Annotated in this window: 15 protein-coding genes; all 15 read left to right on the top strand. The window is 51.5% G+C overall.

Annotated features, from left to right (window positions below; all coding sequences use genetic code 11):
* Nucleotides 1-111: 111 nt before the first annotated feature.
* The 15 genes from I8J30_RS01520 to I8J30_RS01450 all read left to right on the top strand — a co-directional run bounded on the left by I8J30_RS01520 (nt 112) and on the right by I8J30_RS01450 (nt 18,640).
* Nucleotides 112-372 (top strand): post-transcriptional regulator, encoded by a 261-nt coding sequence (locus tag I8J30_RS01520; RefSeq protein WP_210654784.1) that lies wholly within the window; start codon nt 112-114, stop codon nt 370-372.
* 90 nt (nt 373-462) lie between these two features.
* Nucleotides 463-1,725 carry a protein translocase subunit SecD gene (gene secD, locus I8J30_RS01515; RefSeq protein ID WP_210654782.1) on the top strand — a complete coding sequence of 421 codons (1,263 nt, stop codon included), beginning with the start codon at nt 463-465 and terminating at the stop codon, nt 1,723-1,725.
* Nucleotides 1,715-2,647: a protein translocase subunit SecF gene (gene secF / locus I8J30_RS01510; protein WP_210654780.1), complete on the top strand. Its 933-nt coding sequence runs from the start codon at nt 1,715-1,717 to the stop codon at nt 2,645-2,647. The genes secD and secF overlap by 11 nt, the downstream gene beginning before the upstream one ends.
* Nucleotides 2,648-2,727: 80 nt before the next feature.
* On the top strand, nt 2,728-3,639 hold the full coding sequence (locus I8J30_RS01505; protein ID WP_091214878.1) for a cation diffusion facilitator family transporter: 912 nt from the start codon (nt 2,728-2,730) through the stop codon (nt 3,637-3,639).
* Nucleotides 3,640-3,684: 45 nt separating this feature from the next.
* The gene (recJ, locus tag I8J30_RS01500) at nt 3,685-6,093 is read left to right on the top strand and encodes a single-stranded-DNA-specific exonuclease RecJ (protein WP_240547730.1); all 2,409 of its coding nucleotides are present in this window, start codon (nt 3,685-3,687) and stop codon (nt 6,091-6,093) included.
* Nucleotides 6,090-6,602, top strand: a complete 513-nt coding sequence (locus I8J30_RS01495; protein ID WP_210654776.1) for an adenine phosphoribosyltransferase — start codon at nt 6,090-6,092, stop codon at nt 6,600-6,602. The genes recJ and I8J30_RS01495 overlap by 4 nt, the downstream gene beginning before the upstream one ends.
* Before the next feature lie 229 nt (nt 6,603-6,831).
* On the top strand, nt 6,832-9,015 hold the full coding sequence (locus I8J30_RS01490) for a RelA/SpoT family protein (RefSeq protein WP_210654774.1): 2,184 nt from the start codon (nt 6,832-6,834) through the stop codon (nt 9,013-9,015).
* 49 nt (nt 9,016-9,064) lie between these two features.
* The gene (gene dtd / locus I8J30_RS01485) at nt 9,065-9,508 is read left to right on the top strand and encodes a D-aminoacyl-tRNA deacylase (RefSeq protein WP_210654772.1); all 444 of its coding nucleotides are present in this window, start codon (nt 9,065-9,067) and stop codon (nt 9,506-9,508) included.
* Nucleotides 9,509-9,614: 106 nt separating this feature from the next.
* The gene (locus I8J30_RS01480) at nt 9,615-9,788 is read left to right on the top strand and encodes a hypothetical protein (RefSeq protein ID WP_210654770.1); all 174 of its coding nucleotides are present in this window, start codon (nt 9,615-9,617) and stop codon (nt 9,786-9,788) included.
* A 1,273-nt stretch (nt 9,789-11,061) separates the two neighbouring features.
* Nucleotides 11,062-12,309 (top strand): histidine--tRNA ligase, encoded by a 1,248-nt coding sequence (gene hisS / locus I8J30_RS01475; protein ID WP_210654768.1) that lies wholly within the window; start codon nt 11,062-11,064, stop codon nt 12,307-12,309.
* A gap of 45 nt (nt 12,310-12,354) precedes the next feature.
* Complete coding sequence (gene aspS, locus I8J30_RS01470) at nt 12,355-14,172, top strand: aspartate--tRNA ligase (protein ID WP_210654766.1); 1,818 nt, start codon at nt 12,355-12,357, stop codon at nt 14,170-14,172.
* 95 nt (nt 14,173-14,267) lie between these two features.
* Nucleotides 14,268-15,020, top strand: coding sequence for a tRNA threonylcarbamoyladenosine dehydratase (locus I8J30_RS01465; RefSeq protein WP_210654764.1), 753 nt, complete (start codon nt 14,268-14,270; stop codon nt 15,018-15,020).
* Entirely contained in the window at nt 15,021-15,674 is a 654-nt protein-coding gene (locus tag I8J30_RS01460; RefSeq protein ID WP_210654762.1) for a YdeI/OmpD-associated family protein, read from the top strand. It begins immediately after the preceding gene.
* Between the two features lie 195 nt (nt 15,675-15,869).
* A complete protein-coding gene (locus I8J30_RS01455) occupies nt 15,870-17,210 on the top strand; it encodes an Nramp family divalent metal transporter (protein WP_210654761.1) in 1,341 nt (446 codons plus the stop codon).
* 125 nt (nt 17,211-17,335) lie between these two features.
* The gene (locus I8J30_RS01450) at nt 17,336-18,640 is read left to right on the top strand and encodes a replication-associated recombination protein A (RefSeq protein WP_210654759.1); all 1,305 of its coding nucleotides are present in this window, start codon (nt 17,336-17,338) and stop codon (nt 18,638-18,640) included.
* Nucleotides 18,641-18,755: the final 115 nt, after the last annotated feature.

Raw genomic sequence — 18,755 nt, 5'->3', positions numbered from 1 at the left:
GTCCGAATCCATGTCAATTTTTCAAATGCTGATCCGAGAAGCAGGAAAGTGGCGAGCGGGCAGCGAATGAATATAGGATAAAGGGCATAGTAACGTGAGGAGGTCGTGAGTATGACAGGCGAACTAATACCATTAACGAATGAAGAATGGATCGCGACCATCGAGCATTTATGTGATAGCAAAGCGGATGAATTCCGATTGATCGGTTACGAGCATGTATCCGGGAATGATATTTGGCAGTGTGTCAAGGACCGGTATACCAAAACAGGCGAGCCGGCCATGCATCAGGTCGTCAACGATATTTTGTCGCTGAAAGTGACAAAATTTATGAACTTTTTGACGGTAAGTGCCTATAAAGGGACCCATTTTTAACGAGTGGGCTCTTTTTTTTGACTCGTTTTTCAGGCATCGCTATAATAGGAATGTTGACACAAGAGAATTTAAGGGGGAACTGAGGGTATTATGAATCGTCTGTTAGCATTCGTACTCATCGTCGTGCTATCTGCCGGCGTAGTAGCGGGAACAAGCTCTTGGCTTTTCAACGACGTGAAACTAGGACTTGATTTGAAAGGCGGATTTGAAATCCTGTATGAAGCCCAGCCTATAGAGGCAGGCGGGAAAGTGACGAAGGAGTCTCTGATCGAGACGGCTAAGAGCCTTGAGTCGCGTGCCAATGCAACAGGGGTAACAGAGCCGGAAGTTACGACCGAGGGCAGCAATCGGATTCGCGTCAAGATTGCCGGAGTTTCTGATGAGAACAAAGTAAGGGACATCCTCAAGAAACCTGCCGAATTGACTTTCCGCAGCGCGCGCGGCTGCGCGGCTGATAAAGGATACTGTAAAATCGAACTTCACGGCAGCGACTTCAAACAGAACGGAGCTTCCGTTCACCAAACGAACCTGAATGCTTACGAAATTGCGATTAAGCTTAAAAGCGCAAGTCAGTTCGCTGAAATTACACGCGAAATTGCCAAGCTGAGCCCGAACAACCAGCTTGCCATCTATTTGGATGAAACGCAGTTGTCTGCGCCGAACGTTGCTGCTGAAATTAACAGCAACGAAGCGGTTATTACGGGTAACTACACGCGTGAAGAAGCGAATGACCTTAAAAATACAATCAACTTAGGGGCGCTGCCGCTTAAGCTGACCGAGAAATACACACAGAGCGTCGGTGCGACACTGGGTAAATTGTCCCTGCAAGAGACGATTATTGCCGGTGCCATCGGTACCGTGCTGATTTTACTCTTCATGATGGTGTTTTACCGGTTGCCTGGCCTTATTGCGAGCTTCTGCATCATCGTATACATTTGGCTGCTGCTGCTTGGCTTTAACTTGATTGATGCCACGCTGACCTTGCCGGGTATCGCAGCCTTCATTCTCGGAATCGGGATGGCGGTGGACGCCAATATCATTATGGCCGAGCGGATCAAAGAAGAGATGCGCAGCGGCAAGAGCATTCTGTCCTCGCAGAAAGCAGGCTCCAAGAATTCGTTCCGCACCATTATCGATGCGCACGTTACAACTACAATCGCTGCTCTCGTGCTGTTCTTTATCGGTGTTGGTTCCGTTAAAGGGTTTGCGGTAATCCTGCTTCTAAGTATCATCATCAGTGTATTAACGAACGTGTTCTTCTCGCGCCTGCTCCTAACTTTGATTATCCGCAGCGGTCTTGTGAAGAAGAAATCCTACTTCGGTGTCAAGGAGAGTGAAGTACGTGCGCTTTAGTGGATTTGCAGAGGCTTCGGATCGTAAATTCGATTTCGTGAAGAAGGCTCGATACTTTTTCATTTTCTCGATTGTTATTACGGTGCTTGGTATTATTACACTTGGTATCCATGGCTTGAATTACGGAGTTGACTTCCGTGCAGGCTCCAGCGTTGATATTGCAGTGAAGAAAGATTTGACGGGTCAGAAGGATGAGATTGAGAAGTACCTTAAGGATAGCGGGTTCGGTGAACCTGGTTTAACAGTTGGGACAAGCCGTGTTACGCTTCGTTTCGACGATGTACTGACAGATGCGAAGGAAAAGACGCTGAAGGAAGGCTTTAACGAGAAATTTGACAAGGACGCTTCTGCCGAAGTCAATACGGTAGACGTTGAAATTGCCAAAGAGCTTCAGACGAATGCATTGTATGCCATGCTGGTTGCGAGCATCGGGATTGTTATTTATGTCAGCATCCGGTTTGAGTGGCGCTTTGCCATTGCGGCGATCGTTGCTTTGCTGCATGATGCATTTATCGTCATCAGCTTGTTCTCGATCTTCGAATTGGAAGTGAATCTGCCATTCATCGTGGCGATCTTGACTATTATCGGTTACTCCATCAACGATACGATCGTTATCTTTGACCGGATCCGTGAGAACTTGCGATTCGCGAAACTCAAAAATGCTGCGGATATCGCTAAACTGGTCAATGAGAGCATCTGGCAAACGTTGACGCGTTCCATTAATACGGTTATGACCGTTGTCGTGGCTGCGCTTTGCTTGCTTATCTTCGGAAGCGAGTCCATCAGACTGTTCTCGCTGGCTATCTTGTTTGGACTCGTAAGCGGAGCCTATTCGTCCATCTTTATCGCGAGTCAGCTCTGGCTTGTCCTGAAAAACAAACAAAAACCGAAAGCAGCAGTCAAGTCTCCGGCTGCATCGTAGTATGATAAGTAGAGGGTGGCCGAACCGGGCTCATCCACAGGTACAAAACTTAAGCGAACAGGCTTGAACAGGAGGCGTCCATGACAGCGACCCAACGTTATGCCAAAGCCGAGTCTGCCGCATGGACCGGACTTATAGGTAACGGTTGTATAGCAGTAATTAAAGGCGGAATCGGCATGTTGGCAGGCAGCAAAGCGTTAATGGCCGATGCATGCCGTTCCGCTTCGGATGCAGCAGCCTCATTCGTCTCCTTAACAGGTGTCCGTCGCTGCAGGCAGCTGGGATCACCACACGCGCCTGTACCGGCTACCAGAGGGCGAACGGAGGCAGCAACCGGCGTATTGGCATCCATTCTGCTTATGATTATCGGTTTGGAAATTGGCATCTCTGCCATCAAATCCATCGCAGACGGTGTTGATGAAGCACCTGGCTGGCCGGCAGCTCTTGTCGTGTTTCTTGCATTTATTCTTAAAGAGGTTCGCTTCCCGATCAAGGAGCGGGGAGCGGACTTATACGCTTCGCTTGCGGCGCTTGTCGGAACAGGCGGTGCGATGCTGGGCAAGCCGCTTGGCATGCCCGTCATGTACTACTTGGATCCGGCAGCTTCGCTCATCATCGTCGTGATTGTTTTCTCCAGCGGGTACCGGGTCGCTTCCGCTTCCGTCATGCGCAGCCGATACCTGGAAGTAGAGCCGGCAGATATGTCGGAGCTTAAGGCAGTCGTGCTTCGCATGGAAGGTGTAATCGGCGTCGAGGTGCTTCGTGCCAGAGAGCATGGTCACTATGCAGTTGCTGATGTGGTCATCAGCGTCAATCCTCGCATTTCAGTGTTGGAAGGCAATGAGATCGCGAAACGCGTGAAATATTTTCTGATGAAACGGTTTAGTCACATGACGGAAGTCACCGTGCACGTGGAGCCGTATGATCCGGGTTATCCGTACAAAACAAATCATGATCCAAGTCAGGAACAACTACCGACGCTACTGCAATAGCAGCAGCGTTGATTTTTTTTGAGAAAAGAGGTGTCAGGCCAATTGATGCAATCCAAAACACGCTGGAGTCTCGCTTCGTTTGATTTGGAGGGAGAGGCGCGTGCAGCAGGTTTAGCGCGCAGCTTGTCCCTCTCACCGCTTGTCGCGAGACTGCTGGTTCAGCGCGGCTATGACCGGGTTGAATCTGCGCGTCAGTTTTTGAACGGGGGCATCGAATGTCTGCATGATCCTTTTCTGCTAAAGGGCATGAATGAAGCCGTATCTCGTATTCGAGCGGCGGCCCAGAACGGCGAACGAGTGCGGATTTATGGCGATTATGATTGCGACGGCGTCTCGTCGACCACACTCATGACCTACTTGTTTACGCGGCTGGAGCTGAATTTTGATTATTATATTCCCCATCGGACGCTGGAAGGGTATGGACTCAATAAAGCTGCATTACGTGCCGCTGCCGATAGCGGGATTACCCTTGTCGTTACCGTCGATACCGGTATTAGTGCGGTAGAAGAAATCGCGTACGCGAACGAGCTTGGCATCGATATTGTCGTCACGGACCACCACGAGCCGCCTCATCAGCTTCCCGAAGCTTACGCCATCGTTAATCCGAAACAAGAGGATTGCAGTTATCCGTTCAAAGGGCTGGCCGGAGTTGGGGTTGCGTTCAAGCTTGCGCAAGCTTTGCTGGACGAGCCTCCGATTGAATGGACGGATGTCGTTGCGCTCGGCACAATTGCCGACCTGATGCCGCTTAAGGATGAGAATCGCGTGCTCGTCAGACTGGGTCTGGAACAGCTTCGTCAAACCGAGAAGCCGGGCTTCCGGGCGTTGGCCGAGGTCGGGGGTATCGAGCTTGCATCTATGCAGTCATCCAATGTCGCATTTGGAATGGCGCCTCGCATCAATGCAGCGGGCAGACTGGAGCATGCCAAGCAGGCGGTGGAACTGCTCACGTCAACCGATCATGAATCGGCAGCAGCGAGTGCCATCAGCTTAGATGCGTTAAACCGCCAAAGACAGCTCATTGTGGAGACGATCGTGCAGGAAGCGCAGGACATGTGGGCGGCCAAATGTAAAGCTGCCGCAGAAGCAGGCCTACCGGAGCCCTCTGTTATCGTGCTTGCAGGCGAAGGCTGGAACGTTGGCGTTGTCGGCATCGTGGCATCGAAGTTCATCGAGAAATACTATAAACCGACACTGATCCTCGGCATCGACGGCGAAACGGGCAAAAGCAAAGGCTCAGCCCGTTCCATTGAAGGGTATGACCTGCATGCGGCATTAACCGAATGCGATGCCTTGCTGGACCATTACGGGGGCCATCAAGCTGCGGCCGGCATGACCTTGCACCGCGACAACCTGGAAGCCTTTGAAGCGAAGCTTAGCGCGCTTGCGGACAGCTGGCTTACGGAAGAAGACTGGATTCCGAAAACGATGATCGATCTGACCTGCAAAATGGAAGATGCGACTTTGCGCGTCAGGGAGCAGCTCGCTCACCTGGAACCATTCGGAATCGGCAACGAAGCCCCTAAGCTGCTGCTCACCGGTGTTACGCTTGCCGATCGCAAAGCGATGGGGAAAGAAAGCAAACATTTGAAGCTGTCCATAAGCGGGCAAGGCAAAATGCTCGATGCGGTTTGTTTCGGCAGCGGACATCTTACGGAGCATCTCTCCCATGGCGCTGCCATCGAGCTGGTCGGGGAGCTTTCGGTTAACGAGTGGAACGGTCAGCGAAAAGCACAGTTTATGGTGAACGATTTGCGAGTGCCGCATATTCAAGTTTTCGATAAACGCGGGGATACCGGCAGTGAGTCGCTTCCAGCACTGAGGAAACAGCTTGCTGCAGGCAAGTACAGAGTACCTATAGTTCTGGTTCCGAGCGAGGTTTGGCTCGAAGCAGCTCAACCGTCGCAGGAAGCAGCGGATGTCTCTTTCATGACTTATGATGCATTTGTGAAGCAGCAGAAGGTCTCATGCTCCCACTTATTCGTTTTCGGCCGTCCTCCATCCGCAGAGAAACTATCCTATGCCCTGGCGGCTTGTGAAGGACTTGAAGCGGTCCATCTTCATTACGATACAAGCCGAACCCTACCGGCATTTCCAACACGGGAACAATTCGGGGACATGTATAAGCTGCTGCGCCGCGAATGCCCGATGGATGAAGAGGGCATAAGTAAACAATTGGCATCGAAGCTAAGCGGAATTACCGAGTCCACCGTTTCGTTCATGTTAAAGGTGTTTACGGAATTGGAATTTATTCACTCGGAAGAAGGGCTGGTTCAGCTGAGCCCTGTTACGGTGAAGCGAGAGCTGTCGCATTCGGCGGAGTACCGCGATGCACAGCGTTCTGCCGAACTCAACGAAATCATCAGCGCGCCGATCAAAGGGTTAACCGATTGGATTATCAAGGAAGTTCAGAACTCATTATTACACTTAAACGAAGGAGTCGTTATTTCATGAACTACAAAGACTACATCCGCATTATCCCTGACTACCCGCAGCCGGGTATCCGTTTCAAGGACATCACCACATTGACCAATAACGGTCCTGTCTACGCGCATGCAATTGACGCTATTCGTCAAGCCGTTGCCGACAAACAAATCGATTTGGTCGCCGGTCCGGAAGCCCGCGGTTTTATTATCGGTGCTCCCCTTGCCGTAACGCTTGGCGCCGGTTTTGTCCCTATTCGCAAGAGCGGCAAGCTGCCGGGCGAAGTCATTGAAGCCAGCTACGATTTGGAGTATGGCAATGACAAGCTGGCTATTCATAAGGATGCGATCAAGCCGGGTCAGCGCGTGCTGATTGCAGATGACCTTCTTGCTACGGGCGGAACGATTGCAACCACGATCAACCTGATTCGCCAGCTTGGCGGCGAAGTGGTTGGAGCCGCATTCTTGATCGAGCTGGGCTACCTGGATGGCCGCAAGAAGCTTGACGGAATCGATATTTTCTCGCTAATGACTTATTAATCTCTGCCAGACACGATAACGCCGGACACGGAAGGGTCATCCTTCTGCTGTCCGGCGTTCTCTATACCTGCCTTTACGGCCGGATAGCGAGAGGTTGACGGAAAGGCTTTAAAACAGGCATAATAATAGGAAAACTCGGGCGAATCTGATTATCGAAGTCAGGTTCATCACTTTTATTGATTTGGGAAGCAAAACGCGAGGCAGCGTGCTTTTCCGGAAAGGGACATTCATGGGCATAGAGCAGTTACTCGACAAAGCATCGACCTATATGAAGGAGCAAGATCTGACACGGATCAAAGAAGCATACGAGTTTGCCGATCAAGCCCATCACGGGCAAGTGCGTAAATCGGGAGAGCCGTATATTTTACATCCTGTCGCCGTAGCTGAAATTCTCGTCAACATGCAGATGGATGTGTTGTCGATTATCGCTGCGCTTCTTCATGATGTCGTTGAAGATACAACTGTCCCGCTTGAAGAGGTCAGAACCCGTTTCGGTGAGGCTTGTGCCGCTGTAGTAGACGGACTTACGAAGTTGGAGAAGATTCAATTCCGCTCCAAGGAAGAGCAGCAGAACGAGAACTACCGCAAAATGTTCGTTGCGATGGCACAGGACATGCGGGTTATCCTAATTAAGCTGGCTGACCGCCTTCATAATATGCGGACGCTGAAATATCAATCCGAGGAGGCGCAGCGGCGTATCGCGTACGAGACGCTGGAAATTTTCTGCCCGATCGCACACCGGCTCGGCATCTCGGCCATCAAGTGGGAGATGGAGGATATTGCGCTTCGTTATTTGAATCCGCAGCAATACTATCGCATCGCCAATCTCATGAAGAAGAAACGCGCGGAGCGGGAGCAATACATCGCAGATGTCATTACCCGGATCACGGAGAAGCTTGAGGATATGGGGATCGAAGGCGATATCTCCGGTCGTCCGAAGCACATATACAGCATTTATAAGAAGATGACCGCGCGCAGCAAGCAGTTTACGGAAATTTACGATCTGCTCGCCATTCGGATCATCGTTGATAATATAAAAGACTGTTACGCAACGCTCGGTATCATTCATACGTTATGGAAACCGATGCCCGGCCGTTTCAAAGATTATATCGCGATGCCTAAAGCAAACATGTATCAGTCTCTCCATACGACAGTCATCGGTCCTACCGGTGAGCCGACGGAAGTGCAGATTCGGACATGGGATATGCATCGCACGTCTGAATTCGGGATTGCTGCCCACTGGGCTTACAAAGAAGGCGGCGTCGTTCCGGGCGGTTCATTCGAAGAGAAAATGACGTTATTCCGCGAGATCATCGAGCTTCAGCATGAAGCCAGCGATGCCTCCGAATTTGTCGAATCGCTGAAGATGGACTTTTTCTCCGATCTTGTATTTGTGTTTACGCCAAAGGGAGAAGTATTCGAGCTTCCTGCCGGCGCGGTGCCGCTTGATTTTGCCTATCGGATTCATACTGAGGTCGGGAATCGCACCATCGGCTCCAAGGTTAATGGCCGAATCGTTCCGCTCGACTATAAGCTGAAGACCGGGGATATCGTTGAGATCTTGACCTCGAAGCATTCGTATGGCCCTAGCCAGGACTGGATCAAGATTGCGCAATCGTCTCATGCGCGAAGCAAGATCAAGCAGTGGTTTAAGAAAGAAAGACGCGAAGAGAACGTAGTTAAAGGCCGTGACAACATTGAGCGCGAGCTCAAACGCCTCGGACTTGAAGCGTCAGCCTTTATGTCGGATTCTCAGCTGCAGGAAGCCGCCTATAAATTTACGTTTAACGATATCGACGATATGCTGTCTGCTGTCGGGTTCGGCGGGATTACCGCTGCTCAGATCGTGACGAAGCTGACAGAGAAAATGCGCAAGGAAGCGGAAGAAGCGAATCAGATCGAGCTGACGAATGAGATGAAGGAGATGAAATCCTCCCCTTCGCTCCGTAAATCTCGTCCGACGCATGGTGTATCCGTTAAAGGGGTAGACAATCTGCTTGTCCGGTTTGCTCGTTGCTGTAATCCGGTGCCCGGCGATGCTATTGTGGGCTATATCACGCGCGGGCGCGGCGTGTCGGTTCACCGTTTGGATTGTCTGAATGTGAGTCCAAGCGCTGATGGCGAAGAGGCTGCTCGCGTTATTGAGGTGGATTGGGAACAATCGGTCGAGGCGAACTACAGCGTTGATATCGAAATTACCGGACATGATCGCCCGGGTTTGCTCAACGAAGTGCTGCAAGCCGTGTCTGAGAGTAAAACGAATATATCCGCCGTCTCCGGACGTTCGGATAAGAATAAGCTCGCCATGATTCATATGACGGTTTTGATTCGGAACATCGAGCATTTACAGTCTGTGGTGGAGCGCATCAAACGGGTGAAAGATATTTATTCCGTGCAGCGGATTATGCAATAACGGTAGATCTGATTTTTGATTACGTTTGGCAGGGAGAGTTCGTAAGGTTATGAAAGTTGTTGTACAACGAAGCAAACAGGCGTCCGTTACCGTAGATGGAGAAACGGTCGGCTCGATCGATATGGGGCTGATGCTGCTGGTGGGCATTACTCATGAGGATGATGAATCCGATATTCGCTGGATGGCGGAGAAGATTGCGGGCTTGCGCATTTTTGAGGACGAAGAAGGCAAGATGAATCATTCCGTCAAGGAAGTGGGCGGCGCAATTCTTTCGGTATCGCAGTTTACTTTATATGGCGACTGCCGTAAAGGCAGACGGCCGAATTTCATGGCTGCCGCACGACCGGAACAGGCGGAAGCGCTGTATGATGCATTCAACAAGCAGCTTCAATCGAATGGGCTGGCTGTGGAGACCGGCAAATTCGGTGCGATGATGGACGTATCCTTGATCAACTGGGGACCGGTTACCTTGATTATCGACAGTAAAGCTTAAGCCGGGCTTCTGTTGGTTTAAGTGTTAGAATAGCTTCGAACGGGAACACTAGCGTTAGAAGTGCACAGCTTTATTCGTGCACGACAACGGTGGAGGGATTCTCGTTATGCATCAGTCGCGTAAAGAGCAGAGTGTCGAAAGGATTTCGCGGAGACTGCTTCATGCGGATCGACGCGAAGCGCTTATATTCGCAGAGATGGAAGAAAATATTGAAGCATCCGCTGACTTTGGCGGCTTCGCTGCAACACCCAGACGTTCGCCGGTTGGCGAGCATAGGTAACGAAGCAGGAAGGACGGGCTGCCTCTTCGTCGAAGCGCTCCGTCCGTTGCTGTCGGTTGCTGTCGGTTGCTGTGGAAACGGCAAGAAATCGCTTTATATTTTGTAACCAAACTGTAATGTGTTTAAAATGATACTCTAACATAGGCGGGCTATAATGAAACCCGACCCCCTTTTTTGAATATATTACTTTGATGAACCTACAACTTGTTTGTGGGTTCTTTTTCTTTGTGGTGGAGACCCCCTAAATCCCCCTACAAGGGGGACCCCGAGGGACCCGTCCCTCTGGACACCCGGAAGTTGACTAACGTTGGAGTTACAGAGAAGCGCTCGCGAGTCGTGTTTGGTGTAGGATCGCTTTCGTCCCATACGGGACACGCTTAACTTTTGGCCGGGTTTATCGACCTGGTGTCCCTCACGGGACCATCATAACGTAGTCCGCCTCAGAGGCGCATGTGATCGGGTGCGTGCTAGTGCTCGCTTTCGTCCCGTTCGGGACACGCTTTACGTTCGGCGCGACAGGTTACCAGGTGCTCGCGGCTTTGCCGCTCGCACGGTAACCTGGAGGCCCGCTCGTAGCCCGCGGGGATGTTAGTTGGTTTGGTCGCTATCGCGACCGAAGAGCCAAGGGCGACGGCCGCAATCGCGACCTAAGGGCAAGAGCGAAGAGTATGGTCGCAATCGCGACCAAAGAGCGAAAGGCGACGGCCGCAATCGCGACCTAAGGGCAAGAGCGAAGAGTATGGTCGCAATCGCGACCAAAGAGCGAAAGGCGACGGCCGCAATCGCGACCTAAGGGCAAGAGCGAAGAGCATGGCCGCTATCGCGACCATAGGGCAAGGGCGAGAGGTATGCAATTCCGCAAGGCGGGAATAATGAGTGGAAATGATTGTGTGTTGATCTCTTGACACATGGTGAAGTGAACGATACAATAAAGGTTATATTATGTCGATCCGTTGAAGGGACCGATTCGTTCTACCCGCACCGATTCAGAGAGGGATTCCTTGGCTGGAAGAATCCTTGGCGTGCTTGAGCGGACAGACTTCCCAGAGGACATGCGGTGAACCTGCAAGAGCTTTACGCGCTTGCTCATTAGCTGTAATGCGTAGTCGGGGCGTTAACCGATTGAAGCGAATCACTTGGTGATTCGGAATGTGGGTGGTACCACGGTAGCTTTGTATCTAACAAGCTCTCGTCCCTTTGCCTTTTTGAGGCGGAGGACGAGGGCTTTTTTTGATGATTATCCTGGATTGCAGTACTTTTAGGGGGAATGGACATGGGCTTTCAGAAGCCTCCGGGCACGCAGGACTTTTTGCCGGGCTCGGTAGAGAAATGGCAGTTTGTCGAGAGCAAAGCGCGTGAGATTTGCCGTCGCTTTAACTTCCGTGAGATCCGCACGCCGATGTTTGAAATGACGGAGCTGTATAAGCGCGGCGTCGGCGAAACGACCGATATCGTGGAGAAAGAAATGTACACCTTCACCGACCGCGGCAACCGCAGTTTAACGCTGCGTCCGGAAGGTACGGCAGGCGCGGTACGTGCGTATGTCGAGAACAAGCTGTATGGCGAGCCTGATCTGACGAAGCTATATTATATCGGGCCGATGTTCCGTTATGAGCGTCAGCAAGCTGGGCGCTATCGTCAGTTCCACCAATTCGGCATTGAGGCGCTTGGTGCCGTAGATGCTGCGCTGGATGCTGAAGTGATTGCACTTGGCTATACGTTCTACTCCGAAGTGGGATTGAAAGACGTTCGCGTGGAAATCAATTCTGTCGGCACACCGGCTGTTCGGGCAGCGTTCCGCGAGAAGCTGCTTGGTTTCTTGGAGCCCAAACGCGAAATCCTGTGCAAGGATTGCCAATCGCGTATGGATCGTAATCCGCTGCGGGTGCTGGATTGTAAGAATGATCAGCATCATTTTGAAGGTGCGCCTTCCATTCTGGATAGCTTGGATGAAGAGTGCAGCACGCACTTCGAAGCGCTGCAAATGCATTTGACGGGAATGAACATTCCATATTCCATCAATCCACGCCTGGTGCGCGGTCTTGATTATTACACGCACACAGCCTTTGAGTACAAAGCCGAAGGCATCGGCGCCATCGATACGATCGGCGGCGGCGGCCGCTACAACGGGCTTGTGGCCGATATCGGAGGACCGGATCAGCCGGGCGTAGGTCTTGGACTTGGTCTGGAGCGTACGGTTATGCTGCTTGAGAGTCAAGGCGTGCAGCTGGCTAATTTGCATCAGGTCGATGTGTACATGGTAGGTCTTGGCGAGGCGGCCGATCGCGAAGTGACGCGGCTGCTGCACGGTCTGAGAATGCGGGGCATCTCAGCGGAGCGGGATTATCAAGGTCGCAAAATGAAGGCGCAAATGAAGTCTGCCGACCGCCTTCAAGTTCGATTTACAGCTATTCTCGGCGACGATGAACTGGAACGCGGGGAGATCATGCTGAAGAACATGACGACCGGTGAACAGCAGTCTGTTGCGCTTGATCAGCTCGCAGATGAAATTCTGAAATAAGGCAACGCCCCATAATCCCATTATAAAAGGAGCCACTAACCTATCATGATGTTGAAAACTCATTCTTGTGGAACATTGACGAAAGCGGAAGTAGGACAAACGGTTACGTTGAACGGCTGGGTACAACGCCGCCGCGACCTTGGCGGAGTATTGTTTATCGACCTGCGCGACCGTACAGGTATCGTGCAAATCGTATTCAACCCTGATTTCTCCGGCGATGCACTTGCAATCGCTGACCGCGCTCGTAACGAATTCGTGCTTGCCGTTCGCGGTCAAGTCGTAGAACGTGATGCCGAGACGGTTAACAAAAACATTTCGACCGGTGAAATTGAAATCCGCGTGACGGAAATCGAAATTATGAATGCAGCGAAGACGCCTCCATTCCCAATCGAAGATGGCGTTGAAGTGGATGAGTCGCTTCGCCTCAAATATCGTTACCTGGATCTGCGTCGCCCTGAAATGCAGAAGACATTGCTGCTTCGCTCCAAAGCGGCTAAAGTGTTCCGCGACTACTTGGACGGTCAAGGCTTCATCGACGTGGAAACGCCGATCTTGACGAAGAGCACGCCGGAAGGCGCACGTGATTACTTGGTGCCAAGCCGTGTTCATCCGGGCGAATTCTTCGCGCTGCCGCAATCGCCGCAAATTTTCAAACAGCTCCTGATGGTAAGCGGACTTGAGCGCTACTACCAAATCGCACGCTGCTTCCGCGATGAGGATCTTCGCGCAGACCGTCAGCCGGAGTTCACGCAAGTCGATATCGAGACTTCCTTCTTGTCGCAGGATCAATTGCTGAACCTGATGGAAGAGCTCGTTGTGAAATTGTTCCGCGAAACGGTTGGCGTTGAAATTCCAACTCCATTCCAACGCATCACGTATGCGGATGCAATGAACAAATACGGCTCCGATAAGCCTGACCTTCGTTTTGGCATGGAAATGGAAGACATCACGGATATCGTGGCCAACAGTGACGTGAAAGTATTTGCATCCGTCAGCGCAAGCGGCGGCGTTGTTAAAGTACTGAACGCGAAGGGCTGTGCGAGCTGGAGCCGTAAAGAGCTTGACGATCTGCAGCCGTTTGCAGCGCGTTACGGCGGTAAAGGACTGGCTTGGGTAACGGTGAAGGAAGGCGAATGGCGCGGCCCGATCGTGAAATTCTTCAAGCCTGAAGAAATCGCAGCGATGACCGAGCGTCTTGGCGTTGAAGAAGGCGACTTGCTGCTGTTCTCCGCGGACAAGAAGAAAGTCGTTGCGGATGTACTTGGCAACCTGCGTCTTAAAATCGGTAAACAGCTTGGTTTGATCGATGAGTCCAAATTCAAGCTGGAGTGGGTTGTAGACTTCCCGCTGCTCGGCTACGATGAAGAAGCGAAGCGTTATGTAGCGGAACACCATCCGTTCACACGCCCGAACGATGACGATCTGCCGTTGTTCGAGACAGATCCGGGCGCAATCCGCGCACAAGCTTACGACCTTGTCCTTAACGGCTACGAAGTAGGCGGCGGTTCGATGCGGATCTACAAACGTGACGTTCAAGAGCTTATGTTTAAAGCACTTGGCTTCTCCCTTGAAGAGGCACACGAGAAATTCGGCTTCCTGCTCGATGCATTCGATTACGGAACGCCTCCTCACGGCGGATTTGCATTCGGATTTGACCGCCTGGTAATGCTGCTTGCCGGACGCACGAATCTTCGTGAAACGATCGCGTTCCCTAAAACAGCAAGTGCAACCGACTTGCTCAGCGATGCGCCATCCGAAGTGGATATCTCTCAGCTCCAACAGCTGCATATCCGTACTATTCAGAAGCCTGCGAAACAGCCTGAGGCTGCGGCAGCCGGTGCTTCCGCACAGCAAACTAACTAATCCAACGACCGGCTTTCGTCCGCGTGTAGCGGCGAGAGCCGGATTATTTATGTTTATAGCAGGTACAAATTAAAGCCAAGAGGTGTATTTCCATTATGCTGCACCAATTTTCACGAACGGAGCTCGCTATCGGTCCGGAAGGTCTGGAACTGATGAAAGGCAGCACGATTGCCGTGCTCGGAATCGGCGGCGTCGGCGCCATTGCCGCAGAAGCGCTCGCGCGGACAGGCGTAGGCCGCATTATCCTGATCGACAAAGATGTCGTGGATATTACGAACGTTAATCGTCAAATCCATGCGCTTACGACGACGGTCGGCCAGCCCAAAGCGGACCTCATGCGTGACCGCATTAAGCTAATCAATCCGGAATGCGATGCGATTTCGCTGCGGATGTTCTATACGGAAGAAACATACGAGAAGCTTTTCGAATATCCGCTCGATTATGTTGTGGATGCTTCGGATACGATATCCTACAAGATCCATTTGATCAAACAATGCTTGGAGCGCAATATCCCGATCATCTCCAGCATGGGTGCGGCGAACAAAATGGATCCGACCAAATTCCAGGTAGCGGATATTTCCAAAACCTCGATGGACCCGATCGCACGCGTCGTCCGCCAGAAATTGCGCAAAGACGGCATTAAGAAGGGCGTAAAGGTCGTATTCTCGACCGAAGAGCCGATGAAGCCGCGGGAGGATGTCACGCAGCGTATCGTGCCTGAGAATGCGCCTGAAATTCGCAAGGCGAAGCAGCCGCCGTCCAGCAATGCTTTTGTCCCTCCGGTTGCGGGACTAATCATGGTGAGTGTAGTGGTGAAAGACTTGCTCGCTAAAGGAGGTATTTCCTAGATGAATGCGGAACTCGTTAACAAATTACGTCTATCGCTCGATATGCGCATCGCGGTACTGGAAGCGCCTGCTCCTTCCTACGAGGAAGAGCTCGGTGTTGAAGATCACGAGCCATTTGACGAAATGGACGCCGGTACGTATGATTTTGTCATGCTGTTCGCCAAAGACATTGCAAGCTTGAACGAACATGCGCCTAAGGCGCTCAAAGCGGTTAAGAAAGAGGGGCTCCTCTGGATCTGTTACCCGAAAGGAACGGCTAAGATTCGGACGGACATCAACCGTGACCGCGGCTGGAAAGTCGTTAAGGAAGAAGGCTGGGAAGGCGTTGCCCTCGTTTCGGTCGACGAGACATGGTCTGCCATGCGTTTCCGCCCGGTAGGGATGGCTCAGACTTCTGCGAGAGCCAGCCGCGCGGCCGATATCGGTCGTACAACGACTACAGCGGTGAAGGAACTGGTTATTCCGGATGATGTCACTGCAGCACTTACGCTGAAACCGGAAGCGGCAGCGTTCTTCGCAGAGCTCGCTCCTTCGCATCGCAAAGAATACATTCGCTGGATCAATGAAGCGAAGCAAGAAGTGACGCGCGCGAAACGGATCAATGAAATGGCGGAAAAGCTGGCGAAACAGCATAAGCGTCCCTCGGATAAATAACGTGAAAAAGCCCGAATTATGCAGCATTATCTGCATATTCGGGCTTTTTTATGCCAGAGTTTTGTCCTAGTCAACAAAAGTTGCCTTTGACAAACTTTTTTGTATGTGTACAATGAAATTAGGCAACAACAGTTTCACTCCTGCATATGTGTAAGGAGTGTACGATACATTTGATGTTTACATGAGGTGAGAACAATGAGTGATCAATCGGCCGCACAAGAGAAAGGCTGGCGACATAGAAGGACATCGAATACACTTCCTGAAGTGTATCGTTCCATGAAGATTCCAAAGACCGGTTCGTGGTTTCGCAAGTTTCTTGCTTTTGCCGGACCGGGTTACCTCGTAGCCGTTGGCTACATGGATCCGGGCAACTGGGCGACCGACCTGGCGGGAGGCTCAAAGTTCGGATATACGCTCTTATCCGTAATCTTATTATCCAACCTAATGGCGATTCTACTCCAAGCACTTGCTGGGAAGCTGGGTATTGTCACAGGACGCGACTTAGCGCAAGCTTGTAAGGACCATTACAGCAAACCGGTTGCCATGACGCTATGGGTGCTCTGTGAGCTCGCAATAGCTGCTTGCGATCTTGCAGAAGTAATCGGAACTGCGATCGCTCTGAATTTATTGTTTGGCATACCGCTTATAGCGGGGGTCATCATAACGGTATTGGATGTACTGCTAATACTGCTTCTGCAAAATAAGGGATTCCGATATATTGAAGCACTTGTTATCGTTCTGATCGTTACTATCGGCGGTTGTTTCTTGGTTGAACTCTTCTGGTCGCAGCCTCAAGTGGGCGAAGTGATGAGAGGCTTCATTCCAAGCACGGAGATTATTTCGAACCCGGCGATGCTCTATATCGCGATTGGTATACTGGGTGCGACGGTTATGCCGCATAATCTGTATTTGCACTCGTCTATCGTACAAACGCGTCAATTCGAACAAACAGAGCTTGGTAAACGCCAAGCGATCAAATATGCAACTTGGGATTCCACCATTGCTTTATTTTTCGCATTATTCATTAATGCAGCTATTCTCATCATCGCTGCGGCAAGCTTCTACAAGGCAGGACATACCGAGATCGCGGAGATCGGTGAAGCCTACCACCTGCTGGCACCAATGCTGGGAACAACAGCAGCAAGCGTATTGTTTGGCGTCGCGCTGCTCGCAGCAGGCCAGAATTCAACCTTGACCGGCACGCTCGCAGGTCAGATCGTCATGGAAGGGTTCCTGAACATCCGATTGGCTCCATGGCTGAGACGACTGATTACGCGGCTTATCGCGATCATCCCTGCTGTTATCGTAACTTGGCTGTACGGCGCAAGCGGAACGGCGCAGCTGCTCATTCTGAGTCAAGTCATCTTGTCGCTGCAGCTTTCATTCGCCGTCATACCTCTTGTTAAATTCACAAGCGACAAACAGAAGATGGGTAAGTTTGCAAATCCGCTTTGGCTTCAAGTGCTCGCTTGGTTTGTTGCAATCGTCATTGCCGGATTGAATATTTATTTGCTTTTCCAGACGTTTTTCGGTTAATAAAACCAATCGAATCCGAAGACCTTCTCCGCACGGGGGAAGGTCTTCTTGCATGAAGCCACGCGCAGCAATAGCGAACGTTTGTGCTAGTGTGCTATGATAAGCAGGAAAGGAACGGGTGAGCGATGGATTTATTTACCTATCAGAATGAGGAGCAAGCGCCAAGAGCAAAGCTGCTCGCAGACCGTATGCGTCCTCAAACGATTGAAGAATATATAGGCCAGTCCGACATTGTCGGACCGGGCAAGCTGCTTCGGCGCGCGATTGAAGCGGATCAAATCACCTCCATTCTGCTGTATGGACCTCCGGGCTGCGGCAAAACAACGCTTGCACATATCATTTCGAAACGAACGCAAGGGGAATTTGTGAAGCTGAATGCCGTAGATGCGTCCGTTAAAGACGTGCGGGAAGTGATCGAGCAGGCTAGGATAACCAAGTCGATGTATGGCCGAAAGACAATCCTCTTCTTAGACGAGGTTCATCGTTTCAATTCGGCCAGGCAGGACGCTTTGTTGCCGGCCGTCGAGCAGGGGATTATCATCTTCATTGGGGCTACTACGGAGAATCCGTTTCATTATGTGAACGGAGCTCTGCTTTCGAGATCGACGCTGTTTCAGCTGGAGGCTCTGACGCGCGAGGATGCCCTTACTGCGATGCGCCGTGCGCTGGCAGACCGTGATCGAGGGCTCGGCTTCATGGATTTGAATGTCGAGGATGATGCGCTGCAGCATATGGCATCCATGGCAGGCGGAGATATTCGCCGCGCGCTGAATGCGCTTGAGCTTGCAGCGGTGACGACGCCGTCACAGCCGGATGGTTCGGTTATTGTCACCTTGGCAGTAGCGGAAGAGTCCATTCGCAAGCCGACCATTCGGGCAGATGAATCGACACAATACGATGTGCTGTCCGCTTTTCACAAGAGTGTTAGGGGCTCCAGCGACGCGGCTTTATTTTGGTTTCTGTATGCGGTTGAGAAGCTGGGCATGGATCCCATGACATTCATAAGGCGGCTGATTGTGGCTTGCAGCGAGGATATCGGGCTTGCGAATCCGCAGGCGATGGTTCAAGCGGTGACGGCCATGGACGCGTATCACAAAATTGGCTGGCCGGAAGCGAAATATAATATCACCCAGGCGATTCTGTTTGCCGTGGAAAGTCCGAAGTCCAATGCCGCCGCGGTTGCGATCGGTAATGCCATGAATGCCATTGAGCAGCTTGGAGCAGCCGAAGTACCCCATCATTTGAGAGATACCCACTACAGCGGTGCTGCTCGTCTTGGGCATGTAGGCTATAAGTATCCGCACGATTACCCCGGACACTATGTGAAACAGGTGTATTTGCCTGAACGAATTGCGATGAAAACATTCTATCATGCCACCAATCAGGGGATGGAGGACAAGATTCGACAAAATCAGGAGCGGCGGAAATGACGAAAAAGCATCTGAATCCCCAAAAACGTTAGCAGGAGCTAGAAAATAGCGCATAAAGGCCGACCTTTATGGAATAAACATAACTAGAACCGCGAATACGGGCCAGAAGGTGGGA

Origin of the sequence: Paenibacillus lignilyticus (genome assembly GCF_017942085.1) — a bacterium.
Lineage (GTDB): Bacteria > Bacillota > Bacilli > Paenibacillales > Paenibacillaceae > Paenibacillus_Z > Paenibacillus_Z lignilyticus.
This window is presented reverse-complemented; position numbering and strand designations above follow the sequence as displayed.